The sequence below is a fragment of the Furfurilactobacillus milii genome, from assembly GCF_009864005.1.
GTDB lineage: Bacteria > Bacillota > Bacilli > Lactobacillales > Lactobacillaceae > Furfurilactobacillus > Furfurilactobacillus rossiae_B.
On the sequence record NZ_WEZQ01000017.1, the window covers coordinates 134465 to 148594 of the forward strand.

Genomic DNA, 14130 nt, shown 5'->3' on the forward strand with positions numbered 1-14130 from the left:
GACATTACAAGTCCACAATATACACCGATTGTTAACAAACCTCAACCATTTATCAGTGCACTAAAACGTTTTCTTAATTATTCCACCTCGTTGATAACGCTTAACAGTGCAGTTCCACGGCATTCTAAAAGCACAAAAAAATCCGTTTCGAAACGAATTTTTTCGTTTGAAACGGATTATCTCTTCTATATAACATCTATTATTTATGGCTGTTGCAATGGCTGATCGTGATGAATCGGTAAGTGGATCACAAAACTCGTGAGGTTTTCATCGGACTCAGCAAAAATATAGCCACCATGACGCTCAACGATACTCTGCGCAATGGCCAGGCCTAGTCCAGTCCCGCCAGTTTCCTTCGAACGTGATTCTTCAACACGGTAGAAACGTTCAAACAGCTGATTTAACGCCGCCGTTGGAATTTCACGACCATCGTTGGAAACACGCACAATGACTTCACTGCCCTTTAGCTTGGCATTCAGTTCGATAAACGTAGCGTTCTCACCATATTTAAGCGCGTTTGAAATCAGGTTATTGAACACCCGTCCCAACTTCTCAGCATCAGCTTCCATCATAATGTTATCAGGAACAGTCGTTGACGTAATTGTTAGTTGTTTCCGACTCGCTTCTAGTTCGTAACTGGCAGCTAACTGTTCGAGCATTTGACTGAAGTTGATTTCATTAATGGTCAACTCAGCTTCAGTACCGCGCATTTTCAGGTACTCAAACAGATCTTCCACCAACGATTTCATCTGAGTGGCCTTCAAATAGGCAATATGAGAGTATTTGACCAAATCTTCGTCCGTTTGGTACTGATTATTCTCAATCAAGCCCAAGTAGCCAATAATGGAAGTTAACGGTGTCCGAATATCATGACTGACGTTTGTAATCAATTCATCCTTCGAACGTTCTGCCTGGCGCTCATCATTCATCGACTGCGTGGCGGAATCAACCAATGAGTTGACCGAATCCACAACTCGTTGCAAACGATGATTCAGTTTGAATGAAATACGATGCTCCAAGTGACCGTCTGAAATGTAGTGCAATTCGTCGATGATGTGATTCATCTGATAAAGATGGTAGCGTCTGATTAACCGCCAATACAAAACAGCACAGTCGATAAGAATCATGACTGCAATAAAAATATTTTGATAGCTCCAAATGTACCGTCCACCAATCACCAGTGACCGTTTGATCATGTACACCCCACCGGCAATTCCCGGATTAGAGTGCAACAGATCGTTCAAAATCACAACCAGCGATAGATTTAAAAGGAGCAGCAACACAATGGTTACTACCCCTTCAAAAATTAACGACCACTTTTCGCGTGGAGTTAGTTTCATCATTAGTGTGCCTCAATCTTGTAACCAACGCCCCAAACGGTTTCGATGACTTTCTCACCGTTAGTTGCTTCTTCAATCTTGTCACGTAAATGACTCACGTGTACCATAACCGTTTTGGCGGACACAACGGATTCTTGTTGCCAAACACGTTCAAAGATATCATCAGCTGAGAAAACACGGTTTGGATGACTCGCCAACAGGTATAAAATACCAAATTCCAAAGCTGTCAATTGAATCGTTTGCCCATCAATCGTTTTGACTTCGTGTGAGTCTTTGTTGATGGTCAATGGTCCAATGTCTAAGACGTCAGGTGTGTCACTGGTAACGTGATCTTCAGACCGACGTAACAATGACTTTACTCGGGCCATCACTTCAAGTGGGTTGAACGGCTTAGTAACGTAGTCGTCAGCACCAGAGATTAATCCCTGAATCTTGTCCATGTCACCAGTTTTAGCCGATAGAATCAAGATCGGAATTTGTGAGTCCTTACGAACTTGTTTAACCACTTCAATCCCGTTCATTTCAGGCATCATGATGTCCAAAATCATCAAGCCAATATCAGGATTGGTATTCAGCTTTGTTAAAGCATCCTTACCGGTATACGCTGAGATCGGTTCGTAACCTTCATTTTTAATGTAAATTTCTAATAACTGTGCGATTTCTTTGTCGTCGTCAACCACTAAAATCTTCATCGACATTTTCCTCCATTATTGGAACACGTGGTGTGCTCAACGCAATCATGTCGATTACGGAGCGAAATACCTGTGGTCTATTCTACTAGACATTGACGGCTGGGACAAATTAAGAAAGAGCAAAGGAAAAAGCCACCATACTTATGGCAGCTTTAGAGTTTCCAATGTTACTTACGTTGATTCTGTCTGTTCCGCGCATTGTTAGGGTTAGCAAACATCCCACCAATGATGTTGAAACGGCGACGGAGCCATAAATCAGCACCGAATGCAGCCAAGGCCAACAAGATGTACAACCATGCTGGCAAGATTGGGTTAACGACTGCTGGTAACAAACTGACACCCATGAAGAGAACCAGAATCAGTACCAATAACCCTGCCATCGCTAACAAAATCCGCCATAATGGCAAACGTTTGCGCCGGTCAGTTGGGTTTAGCATTGGCGTTAACCATGACCATCCCAGACCAAAGACAATTGACACGATCAGAATGCCGACAATACCCATTTGACCAGATTGTTGTGCTGGTTGTTTGGAGAAGAAGCCTAAGATTCCGTACATCGCCGTGAAAATGGCCAAGATACTCAGTGCACTATCAGCGGCAGTTGGCCAGAATCCTGCTGGTTCAGCGCCGTCACCATTCGTGTTCTTGGCAGGCCCATTAATCAGTTCATCGGCGTGGGCCGTTGGTGTACCAAACAGTTGTTTAGCCGTTTGACCAGTCTTTTGGCCCTCCTTCAACTTATTTAACGTGTCATCCACTTTAACGTTACGCTGTTCGCCAGTGTAATCACGTTGATCTAAGATCTTGTTTAACTGGTACATGAATTCTTCGTTACGTTTGGTCAACCCTTGATCATTAAATCGAGTTGAGTCAGTACGGATTTGACCATGGTGCTCTTGTTTAACGCCCGCGTTACGTTCGCGATTTTCTTCAGTCACAATAAATCTCCTTATGTGTCAATTTCTAAACGTTGAACCGGAATTCAACGATGTCGCCGTCTTGCATGACGTAGTCCTTACCTTCAAGCCGTAACTTACCAGCCTCACGGACTTTTTGGACACTGCCGAGACTGTCTAAATCGTTAAAGGACATAACTTCAGCACGGATAAACCCACGTTCGAAGTCAGAGTGAATAATTCCAGCAGCTTGTGGTGCCTTTGTACCAGCACGATAAGTCCAAGCACGTGTCTCCTTACCACCAGCGGTAAAGAAGGTTTCCAAACCGAGAAGTTTGTATGAAGCACGAATCAGCTTGTTTAAACCCGGTTCGTCAACACCTTCAGCTTCAAGGAATTCTGGCTTATCTTCATCGTCCATTTCGGCAATTTCTTCTTCAGTCTTCGCCGAAACAGCAACCACACCACTACCTTCTGTTGCTGCAAACTTTTCAATCTGCTTAACGTACTCAGAAGCTTCCGGGTCAGCCATGTCATCTTCAGCAATGTTGGCCACGTACAGAACTGGTTTGGATGTTAATAAGAACAAGCCGTTGACAATTTTCTGTTCATCCTTGTCAAAGTCCAACGTCCGCACGGATTTACCGGCTTCCAAAACAGGTTTGATGCGCTTCAGCACACCATATTCAGCAATGGCATCCTTTTCCTTAGCGTTCGTAGCTGCCTTTTCAACCTTGGCATACCGCTTGTTCACAGCGTCCAAGTCAGCAATAATCAGCTCAGTGTTGATCGTGTCGATATCTTCCAATGGTTCAACCGTGCCTGTAACACTGGTGATGTTGTCATCATCAAAGGCCCGGACCACGTGAACAATCGCATTAACCTGGCGAATGTTTTCAAGAAACTTGTTTCCAAGTCCTTCACCCTTACTGGCACCCTTAACGATCCCAGCAATGTCGGTGAATTCAAACGTTGTTGGCACAACCTTGTCGGCCGGTTCGATTTCTTGAATCCGGTCAAGCCGTGAATCAGGCACTTCCACCATCCCCACGTTTGGTTCAATCGTTGCGAACGGGTAGTTTGCCATCTCGGCACCCGCCTTGGTAATTGCGTTGAAAAGCGTGGACTTACCAACGTTTGGTAGTCCAACAATTCCTGCTGTTAAAGCCATGTTAACCCTTCACACTTTCTTTGTTTATTCGGCTGCCGATGCCTTGCGGAGAATCTTCTTGAGTTTCTTTTCAAACTCCCGCCGTGGCATCATAATCATGTGCCCACAACCGAGGCATTTAATCTTAATGTCTGCGCCTAAACGCAAAATTTCCCATTCATTAGTGCCACACGGATGTGGCTTTTTCATTTCAACAACGTCGCCTTTGTCGTACATCGCTTAACCTCCGCTGTTTCGTGTTAACTGTTAATCCAATGAGATGCCTAAAATATCTAAGATCCGGCTAAGATCATCATTTGACATATAGTCAATTTCGATGTGTCCTTGCCCCTCATTGTTGGCGTTTGAAATCTGGACTTTCGTACCAAACTTCTCTTGTAGCTGATCCTCAGAAGCCCGCACATAGGCAGACTTCTTTACCGGTGTTTTGGCAACCTTTTGCTTGTCACCATTCATCTCACCAACCACTTTTTCCAACTCGCGCACGGTCATACCGTTCTTAACGACGCGGCGTGCCAGCGCAACCACTTTACGCTTATCTTTCAGACCAAGCAATGTTCTTGCTTGACCCATTGATAACTCGTTATCTGCCAGCATTTTCTTAATGACGTCGGGTAATCCGAGCAAACGAATGTAGTTAGCAATGTAAGGCCGGCTTTTACCTAAACGAGCTGATACCTCAGCTTGCGTCAGGTTGAGCTTACTCATCAACGTTTGGTAGGCCTCAGCTTCTTCAAGCGGGGTCAAATCCTCGCGTTGTAAGTTTTCCAACACGGCAACTTCCATCATTTCCTGTTCGTTCATAGTCCGAACGATGGCAGGGATACTACTCTTACCCGCTAATTTGGACGCCCGAAAACGACGTTCACCGGCAATGATTTCGTAACGATTTAATTTTTCATCAGGTTGTCGAACAATGATTGGTTGAAAGACTCCTGATTTTTCAATTGAGCTTGCGAGTTCTTTTAGCGCCTTACGGTCAAACGTGCGCCGTGGTTGATACGGATTAGGTCGAATGTCTGAAAGTGCAACATCCTCGACTTGTTCGGCAGTCACATCATTGAGACTGTCCGCCAACCCGTTTTCCTCGAACAACGCGTTAATTCCCTTGCCGAGGCCTTTTCCAGTCGTTTTCTTACTTGCCATGCGCTTCGAGGACCTCCTCTGCTAATTGTGAATAAACTTCGGCGCCTCGTGACTTCGGATCGTAATCAATGATGGCGAGTCCGTGACTAGGCGCTTCTGACAAACGAACGTTACGCGGAATAATTGTCTTATAGACGCGATCACCAAAGTATTTTTGAACTTCAGCGTTAACCTGAGCACCTAAATTAGTCCGGGCATCAAACATGGTTAGTAATACCCCTTCGATGCGCAAACTGCGGTTAAAGTGTTTCTGAACCAGTTTAATTGTGTTTAATAGCTGACTAAGCCCTTCCAAAGCGTAATACTCACTTTGAACGGGAATCAAAATGGAGTCGCTGGCCGTAAAGGCGTTAATTGTAAGCAGTCCAAGTGACGGTGGGCAGTCGATTAAGATAAAGTCATAGTCGTCATGCACCTCTTGAAGGGCATCCTTAAGCCGTGTTTCACGAGCCATCAAGTTGGTCAGTTCAATTTCAGCACCGGACAACTGAATCGTTGCGGGTACAATATCCATGCCTGGATGATTAGTCGGTAAAATCACTTCCGAAATTGGGGTTTCGTTAACCAACACGTCATAAATATCCTTTTGAATGTTAGCTTTTTGAATCCCAATCCCACTCGTTGCATTACCCTGAGCATCTGTGTCGACTAATAGAATCTTTTGACCCTGATTAGCCAGGCACGCACCAAGGTTGACGCTAGTTGTTGTTTTACCAACGCCACCCTTTTGATTTGCGAGCGCAATTACATATCCCATCAACGTTAACTCCTCATATCCCTTTGCTTAATTCTTACTGCTACTATGACCATCTTTTGGTAAATCAATGACGATGCGATAACCGTCATCTGTGTTTTCTTCATGCACGTGAACAGATAAACCAGTGTCACGAATCATCTTGGCCGACTCTTTAATCGTATTAACTGCGATACGCGTATCGGACGTTAAACCTCGCAACCGTTTCTTTGGCCGCTGTGGTGTGACTGGTTTTTCTGTCGTTAGTTCTGAAACCAGCCGTTCAGTAGCCTTAACGTTCATGTCGCGATCTTCAATCTGCATTAACACGTGTCGCTGCTGATCAGCATTCAACGGCAGCAGTGCCCGCCCGTGACGCTCAGAAATCTTCTTGGCACTGATAGCATCCAAGACTGGTTGACTGAGCTTCAACAAACGCAATTTGTTGGCAACCGCCGATTGACTCTTGCCGACACCCTTAGCCAGTTGGGTTTGAGTAACATCATTAAGCGCCATCAATTGTTGATAGGCCTGAGCCTCTTCAACAGCCGACAATTCCTCACGTTGCAAGTTTTCAATCAACGCTAATGAAGCTGTCTCATGATCGTCCATCTTTTCAACGATGGCTGGAATCGTTTCCCAATTCAGCGAAGTCACCGCACGAAAACGACGTTCACCAGCAATAATTTCATACTTGCCGGTCTCGTATTCACGAACGACAATCGGTTGCAGCAACCCATGTGCCTTAATCGTTTCAGCCAACTCAGCAATAGCGTGTTCATCAAACACCTGCCGTGGTTGAAAACGGTTCGGTTCAATGGCGGTCAACGCTAACTGTTCAATTTTCTGTTGCGGTTTTTCATCGCTTTTATTTCGATTCCCAAATAATGAAAAAGGCATCCGTTAATTTCCTTTCACCAACCATTAGTGTGCGTGTAACGGTTCTTTGTTTGGCGTTCCGGGACGACGTGGATAACGTCCAGGTGTGGTCCGAACCTTATCCAAAACAATGATTTCCCGTGGGTCTCCAGAAACTGGCAGCTCGAACTGATGACTTTGACTAACCTTCCCACCAAGCGTGTGAATCGCATACGTTGCATCTGTCAGTTCTTCGTTGGCCCCACTAGCCTTCATGGCCAACATTTGTCCACCAACTTTAACCAGCGGTAAGCACAACTCACTCATGACACTCATTCGAGCCAGCGCACGACCTGTAACGTAGTCAAATTGCTCGCGTTGCGGTGACTTTCTTGCACCAAACGTCTCTGCACGATCATGGACCAACGTGACGTCACGTAATCCCAAAGTGGTCACTAATTCTTGCAAAAAGTTAATCCGTTTGTTCAACGAATCAACAATGGTGACCTTCAACTGTGGGAACAAGATTTTCAGCGGAATCGATGGAAAACCAGCACCCGCACCGACGTCACATAAAGTTACAGATTGCGTTTGCAACTCCGGCACAAACAATGCGACTGTGATAGAGTCATAAAAGTGCTTGAGATAAACGTCTGACTCAGCCGTAATCGTGGTTAAATTAAATTTTTTATTGGTTTCGACTAGTAAATTAAAATACTGATCAAAAGCATCCCGTTGCTGATCTGTTAAGGTAATCCCGTGATCAGCTAGGGCAGTCTTAAACTGTTCTGGGTTCATAAAAACTCCTTTAATGTGAAACAACAGTGTGTTTCACGTACTTACACATTTTACCGAAAAAAAGGCAATAAAACAACCGCGCCCAGCGATGTCAACAAGGTTTTAACCCAGTTGCCTGCGCAAGGTCGCGGTTGTAAATTCATATCTCATTTTGATTACGTTTCATCTTAGGTTCGTTGCCAAATCGCTAGCCCAACCTTGAGTAGAATCCACCCAAGTAATCCACCTAGCGTGTTTAAAAGCAGATCATTCAGATCAAACGTGCGCTCACCGAAATTAAAGTAATTCATGACAAGTTGAGATGTTTCGATAAAAAGTGATGTACCAAACGCCAGTCCAATTGCTCGCCAGACTGGGCGTAGCTTGGCAGATAATCCGCCGCACAGTAAAGTCAGTGGCACTAACATCAAGCCGTTACCAGCTAATTGATACAGAACCGTTGGCTGGCGCCAGTTATACCACATCGCTAACGGATGAACATCGATGGCCCCTTGAAAGGTGTAACCACTAGCTGCCAGTGTGCCAATATTGCGACTAATATTAATCGGAAACAGCGTCATGTCAAAAACTGCCCATAGATAAACACATAAAACGGCCTGAAAAAGCACTCGAACAAACTTTAGTCGATGATGGCGAACGTCGTTTATGACAAGCAAAGAAAAGAAAAGCAACAGTGGCACAATTAAAATTTGACTGGTTACCAGCCCATTGTGATCAAAAATCGTCATTGTTGCATCCCTCCTTGTCATCTTCATAGGTAAGCTTAACGCTGACCGGCGATGATTTGGGTTTCACGTGCTTAGACTTGGTAAATTCATAAACAAGTTGCGTAATGTTTGCTGGACATTGATATGAGTGACAAGAATAATTTGGATTTAAGATTCCGTTCCGTCGACAGTGGATGCCGTTTCATGGGACCGGCTCAAGCTCCAAAAGCGGTCTCGAGCTTTGATTTTGAGCTCCTAAAACCAGGTCAAGTCATCCTGCAATCCTAAGTGGCACACCCCCTGCCACTAACGATTGCGACAACGAAACTCTGTCCACTATCGACTTCACTCACTCTCCATGTTGCCTGAAACACTTGCTTTACTGACATGCTCACGTCAACTTTAAGCGGAGCAGTAAATTCTTTCTTAAAAATTTGATAGTAACAAAAAAGGCGCCACAGAGGCGTCTTTTGATATTTGAGAAAATGAAGTTTTCTAAATCGAGTAAATGGGGCTTATTACCAAACGAATAAACCAACCATACCAGCTGAGAGTAGTGAAACTAAGATACCTGAAAGTAACATGTAACCAACGTTGCTAGAAATCATGTCGTTCTTATCTTTACCAACCATACCTTTGAAGGCACCGATAATCATACCAGTAGTCCCAAAGTTAGCGAAGGAAGTTAAGAAGACAGTCAAGATAGCGCGGTAGTGAGGTGCATAATTTTGAATCTTACCAGTGATTTCACCCATAACAACGAATTCGTTCGTTACTAACTTCAGACCCATCAATTGAGAGAAGTCCCAAGCTTTATCAACAGGCAATCCCATCAACCAAGCTGGGATGAACATGATAACACCAAGGATACTTTCCAATGACAATGGCTTCCAGATCAAGCCAAGTAACTTATCGATCAAACCAGCTAAGGCAACAAAGGCGATAACATTGGCAGTGATAATCAGAACCAAAGTACCGGCACCTAAGATGGAGTCACCCAAGAATGAGAAGAATGGTTGACGTTTGCCGTTTGATTCAACAGCGCCAGTTTCTTCGGCAGCTGCTTCACTTTCGCCGCCTTCGTCACCAACGTTACCGATTTTAGCAATCGTGTCTTCTTCAGGGTCAACTTCTACAGGGTTCAACATGTTGGTTACGATCAAAGCGTTGATACAGTTCAAAGGAACGGCAGTCAAAACAAATTGACCAGGAACCATTTGCGTGTAAGCACCCAGAATTGAAGCCGTAACACAACTCATTGACATCATTGCCAAAGTAACATCACGTTCAGCCTTCATGGTGGTCAATTGTAACTTAGAAACGGCAAGCGCTTCAGTGTTACCTAAGAACATCATTTCAACGGCGAAGAATGATTCGAACTTTGGTTGACCAGTGATAAAGCTTAAACCGCGACCGATCCATTTGATGATCCATGGCAATACACCAATGTATGTCAGGATATCGAATAATGGCACAATCAACAGAATTGGTAGCAAAGCACTGGTAATGAAGTTAACTGGTGCTGGGTGGGTACCCGTAGCACCAACCCAGTTAGGCAATGCGAAGTTGATCCCTTTGTAGGCAACTTGCACCAACCAGTTAAATCCATCAGCAGCACCTTTAACAACGGCACGGCCACCGGCGAAACTGGTTAATAACCAGGCAATAACTAAGTTTAAGACAACCATGATGCCAACAGAACGCCACTTAATCTTCGAACGGTTCTTGGACAGTGCCCAAGCAATCGCCAAGTAGACGATAACACCAATGATGTTAACAACTAAATACATAACATATGTCCTTCTTTCCAAAATGATGGTATGTTTCAGCCCAAATGCTCCCATTTGAGCCACTCAGCGTTATGCATCGATTATTCGACGCACATCTCGATGTCGAAAACCTCACCCCTCCTTCAGTTGAAAAGCGGACTTTAGAATAATTTTCACGAAATAATGGCTTGGTTGAAAACGCCTCCGCAAACGGAAAGGTACAGTCCGCCTTCCCTGACCAATTAATAGTACCGTTAATCGGGCTAGGTGTAAACATTGATTCCTCCAGTGAAGCTTCTTTTTAATTTTTAGAGCGGTTACGTGAATATTGAAAACGAATGAAAACGTTTACTGAAAGCAATTTCCGAACGGAACGCCATTTTTATGATTTTAATTATTTTCTAACTTAGTACAACGTTTCACCTATTGATATGCCGGCTTTATTGGCATTCTATTCTTAGCCAAGAATCAGCTGCGCCTAATGTTTTTGAAAACAACCGGATGTCGCAACATTATTCGGAATTTCCAATACTGAAAATGAGAGAAGAAAAAAAGGACCTGCCACATGATGACAGGCCCCTTTGGGTGGGAAAACGTTTTTTTGGTCTAGCGAAGGTGTAAGCAACACCCTGTTATGGTCGATCATTTTATTGTGGCAATGGTCTCACTTTCCTTCTACGCTGTGAATATCGAACACAAAGTCCGCTCCTAAGCGATTTCACTTCATTTTCTGACACGTTGTAAAAGTTGAACTTAACTTGACTGCGACGATCAAACACCCAAGTACCACTAGACCTCAACCGTTTTCTTGAGAGTAGTTTACGACCTGCTTTCCTTTTACACCGCGAAAAGCCCTCGAAATAGCTTGATAGTGGGCAAAGTTCTCCACCAAGTTTTATCAATTGACTAACATGCCAGATCGCGTTAGTCTATTATCATTAAATGAAAGGGGGTGATGTCTTTTGACCATTGGAAATAATCTTAAGGCATCAGCCCACGATGAGAGTGTCGCACGCTTCTAGCGTAAAACAGTCTTGATCCGGACTGATGCAGTAAGAAAGGCCCTGGGAAATTTTCTCCCGGGGCTTTTTGTTTGCGCTGCTTCCTGCTACACTCAACATAATTCATTCAAACGAGGTTACGTTCATGGCCACTTCATCCTTTGCCTATCAGGTGTTTGCCACCGTGGTCGATAAGCATACATTCATTGCTGCCGCCGAAACACTTAACATCACACCAAGTGCAGTCAGCCATTCAATCAGTCAGTTGGAAACGCAACTTGGCTTTCCACTGTTTATTCGTAGTCGCACAGGGGTTACGCTCACTGCTGATGGGAATACCGTCTATCCAATCATTCAAGACATTCTCAATTCTGAACAACGGTTAGCACAAGAAGCGGCCAACATTAACGGATTGACACACGGGACAATCCGGATTGGTGCGTTCTCATCTGTACTGCTTAATTGGCTGCCCAGCATCATTCGCGAGTTTCGCCAACAATATCCAGATATCAACATCACCGTTTATCAAGGAAACTTTAACGATATTGCAGAGCGCGTGCGTTTGGGAACCTTGGACATGGGTTTTTCGGCGCTGCCACTCGACGAGAACATCGTGATTCATCCCCTCATCAAGGACGAAGTGTACTGTTTGACGCCAACGGACTTTGTGCCTAAAAATGGCCACGTCATGACCAGCGCTGATGTAGCGGATAAAACGTTTATCCTTCAACACTCTGACTACGATCGCGATACTAAGTTGACGCTGGACCGATACAACGTCACACCCAATTCACTAAGCTACTCCATCGATGACGCCTCAATCATTTCAATGGTGGAGGCGGGCCTAGGGTTTGGTGTTTTGCCCGATTTGGCGCTCAAACGAATTTCTGGGAACATTAATATCTATCCATTTGATGAACCACATTATCGAACCTTATGTCTGGCCGTGAACAAATCACTTGCACAAGCGCCCACCACTACACGGCTAACACGAATCATTCGAGAAAATCTAAGCCGCGAGTACGGTGATAAATTATTGTGGCAATAAGCATAAAAAAGTATCCTCATCACGGTATGAAGGGGATACTTTTTTATTTGAAACAGGTTCAACTAAACGAGTCTAATTTCCAATTCTTTTCCAACACTCTGTGCAATTTTTTGAAGTGTCGACAATTTTAAATCCAAATTGCCATTTTCGATTCTAACAATTGTAGATTGCGCTGTCCCAGACACTTGTGCCAATTCACGTTGAGAAATCCCCATTTCTTCTCGTAAGTTTTTAACAGCCAACGCGGCAACAATTTCTCGATCAGCCTTATCATACTCACGCTTGAATTCGGGATCTTTTAGCTGACCAGCAACATACTCATCTAAATCATAACTTTTCTTCATTTCTGTGCCTCCGAATCTTCCCATCCCGAATTGACTTGGCATGATCAATCTCACGCTGTGGTGTTTTATCTGTCTTTTTTGTAAATCCGTGAGTAATAAAATAGTTAGACTCCTCAAGGTGAAAATATATACCTCGCTGAATATTATTGCCCTGAATTGACCGAATTTCATACAGATTAGTCTTTAATTTTTTTACATAACGTTGACGAATGGCAATTTGCAATCCCAATCGTGATATAGCCTGAATGGTTCTAACCATTTTAGCTCGATCCTTTTTGGGAAGATTGTCCAAAAAGCTTTTAAATTCATGGCCGAATTTAAAGTATAGTTTATCATTCATTTACAATGATAGCACACATGCTATCATTAGACACCACCTTACGTTGTTAATTGATCATTCGATTTTCCCAATTCTTATTAGTTTTAAATCTATGATCATTATCAACATACGTAATTCAAATGGCTTTTGTTCTTTTAAAGGCTAGTCTATTTAGAACCATAAATTTTTTTAGTATCCGTTGCCCTAAGCGCCCTGTCTCATCAACAAATCAACCAATTCATTTTTGGTAACTTTCCCGAAGTATTTTGAGACATCCATGCTGTCGAAGACTTGTTTCACCGCGTTTAACTCGTACTTAGTCCCAATCAGACGGTTTTCAACATCTTTAATATCTGCCTGGCCAAAGAAGTCGCCAGTAATCTGAATATCCTTGATGTGACCCTCATCTACGTTCAGCGAGAATTCCACCGTTCCTGCCGCAAAGTGCTCACGTCGTTTAACATTAAACGCTGGTGACTTGCCATAAATCCAGTCCCAGTTCTTAAAGTAACGTTGTTCCAAATCGTGAACACCGGCCAATGCCTCATCATCTATTACATACGCATTTGCATCTTCAATGTTTGTAATGTTTAAAATTTTCTTTGCTAATGCATCCCTGAATTCTTCAATGGTCAGGTTTTGATAGGCTGGCGCAAAGTGTGGTTTCAGATTGGTAACGCGACTACGAACCGATTTAATACCCTTCGATGCAATCTTATCAGCTGGCACGTTTAAAGCCTTAGTTAGCACAGATTGATCGACGTCATACATCAAGGTACCATGCGAAAACATCCGTTCCTTCTCAACGTGCATCGCATTACCAGAAAACTTCTTGCCGTCGATTGTAAGATCGTTACGACCAGTCATTGCAGCGCCCGTCGCACCCATCTCGTGCAACGCTTTAATGACAGGATCCGTAAACCGTTTGAAATTGCCCACTGCATCCCCGTCATCCTTAGTAATAAAGCTGAAACTAACATTTCCAAGATCGTCATAAACAGCACCGCCACCAGAAGTTCGACGTGTCAAAATAATATGGTGTTGGTCAACGTAATCTTGATTGATTTCTTCAAGCACGTTTTGGTATCGACCGACAATAATACATGGAGAATTAATGTAGAAATATAAAATTGGTTCATCTAAATTAGCGTGCTCCATTAAATATGTTTCAATCGCCAAATTTTCTCGAATGTCCGTGCTTGGACTAGCTAAATAACGCATGTTATCACCTCAAAGTTTATTGTACGGCGTTTCAAGGGAAATGATAGCGATTTCATCAAAAAATAGTAACTTTTAGTAAGTTCAAAT

The 14130-nt window shown here is 43.6% G+C and carries 15 protein-coding genes; 1 reads left to right on the forward strand and 14 read right to left on the reverse strand.

The window, feature by feature from the left end:
* Positions 1–203: 203 nt before the first annotated feature.
* The 11 genes from GB993_RS09350 to GB993_RS09400 all read right to left on the reverse strand — a co-directional run bounded on the left by GB993_RS09350 (position 204) and on the right by GB993_RS09400 (position 10131).
* Entirely contained in the window at positions 204–1340 is a 1137-nt protein-coding gene (locus tag GB993_RS09350) for a sensor histidine kinase (RefSeq protein WP_161004124.1), read from the reverse strand.
* Between the two features lie 2 nt (positions 1341–1342).
* Complete coding sequence (croR, locus tag GB993_RS09355; RefSeq protein WP_017260801.1) at positions 1343–2032, reverse strand: response regulator transcription factor CroR; 690 nt, start codon at positions 2030–2032, stop codon at positions 1343–1345.
* Between the two features lie 167 nt (positions 2033–2199).
* On the reverse strand, positions 2200–2970 hold the full coding sequence (locus tag GB993_RS09360) for a DUF1129 family protein (protein WP_161004074.1): 771 nt from the start codon (positions 2968–2970) through the stop codon (positions 2200–2202).
* Positions 2971–2995: 25 nt separating this feature from the next.
* Complete coding sequence (ychF, locus tag GB993_RS09365; RefSeq protein WP_161001962.1) at positions 2996–4099, reverse strand: redox-regulated ATPase YchF; 1104 nt, start codon at positions 4097–4099, stop codon at positions 2996–2998.
* A gap of 24 nt (positions 4100–4123) precedes the next feature.
* The gene (locus tag GB993_RS09370; RefSeq protein WP_017260804.1) at positions 4124–4315 is read right to left on the reverse strand and encodes a DUF951 domain-containing protein; all 192 of its coding nucleotides are present in this window, start codon (positions 4313–4315) and stop codon (positions 4124–4126) included.
* A 30-nt stretch (positions 4316–4345) separates the two neighbouring features.
* Entirely contained in the window at positions 4346–5245 is a 900-nt protein-coding gene (locus GB993_RS09375) for a ParB/RepB/Spo0J family partition protein (protein WP_161001961.1), read from the reverse strand.
* On the reverse strand, positions 5235–6002 hold the full coding sequence (locus GB993_RS09380; protein ID WP_017260806.1) for a ParA family protein: 768 nt from the start codon (positions 6000–6002) through the stop codon (positions 5235–5237). Before GB993_RS09380 ends, GB993_RS09375 begins: the two co-directional genes overlap by 11 nt.
* Before the next feature lie 27 nt (positions 6003–6029).
* Positions 6030–6878 carry a nucleoid occlusion protein gene (gene noc, locus GB993_RS09385; RefSeq protein WP_161004075.1) on the reverse strand — a complete coding sequence of 283 codons (849 nt, stop codon included), beginning with the start codon at positions 6876–6878 and terminating at the stop codon, positions 6030–6032.
* Positions 6879–6902: 24 nt separating this feature from the next.
* On the reverse strand, positions 6903–7634 hold the full coding sequence (gene rsmG / locus GB993_RS09390) for a 16S rRNA (guanine(527)-N(7))-methyltransferase RsmG (protein ID WP_161004076.1): 732 nt from the start codon (positions 7632–7634) through the stop codon (positions 6903–6905).
* A 167-nt stretch (positions 7635–7801) separates the two neighbouring features.
* Positions 7802–8362 carry a VanZ family protein gene (locus GB993_RS09395; protein WP_161004077.1) on the reverse strand — a complete coding sequence of 187 codons (561 nt, stop codon included), beginning with the start codon at positions 8360–8362 and terminating at the stop codon, positions 7802–7804.
* A gap of 497 nt (positions 8363–8859) precedes the next feature.
* Positions 8860–10131, reverse strand: coding sequence for a NupC/NupG family nucleoside CNT transporter (locus tag GB993_RS09400; RefSeq protein WP_161004078.1), 1272 nt, complete (start codon positions 10129–10131; stop codon positions 8860–8862).
* A 1125-nt stretch (positions 10132–11256) separates the two neighbouring features.
* Between GB993_RS09400 and GB993_RS09405 the strand changes: the two genes are divergently transcribed.
* Positions 11257–12159, forward strand: a complete 903-nt coding sequence (locus tag GB993_RS09405) for a LysR family transcriptional regulator (RefSeq protein WP_161004079.1) — start codon at positions 11257–11259, stop codon at positions 12157–12159.
* 62 nt (positions 12160–12221) lie between these two features.
* On the opposite strand, the gene GB993_RS09410 is transcribed toward GB993_RS09405, so the two are convergent.
* From GB993_RS09410 to lplA, 3 genes are all read right to left on the reverse strand, one after another.
* Positions 12222–12503, reverse strand: a complete 282-nt coding sequence (locus GB993_RS09410) for a helix-turn-helix domain-containing protein (RefSeq protein WP_017260812.1) — start codon at positions 12501–12503, stop codon at positions 12222–12224.
* Positions 12487–12843 (reverse strand): type II toxin-antitoxin system RelE/ParE family toxin, encoded by a 357-nt coding sequence (locus GB993_RS09415; protein WP_161004080.1) that lies wholly within the window; start codon positions 12841–12843, stop codon positions 12487–12489. Before GB993_RS09415 ends, GB993_RS09410 begins: the two co-directional genes overlap by 17 nt.
* 183 nt (positions 12844–13026) lie before the next feature.
* Positions 13027–14043 carry a lipoate--protein ligase gene (gene lplA, locus GB993_RS09420; protein WP_161004081.1) on the reverse strand — a complete coding sequence of 339 codons (1017 nt, stop codon included), beginning with the start codon at positions 14041–14043 and terminating at the stop codon, positions 13027–13029.
* Between the last annotated feature and the right edge of the window lie 87 nt (positions 14044–14130).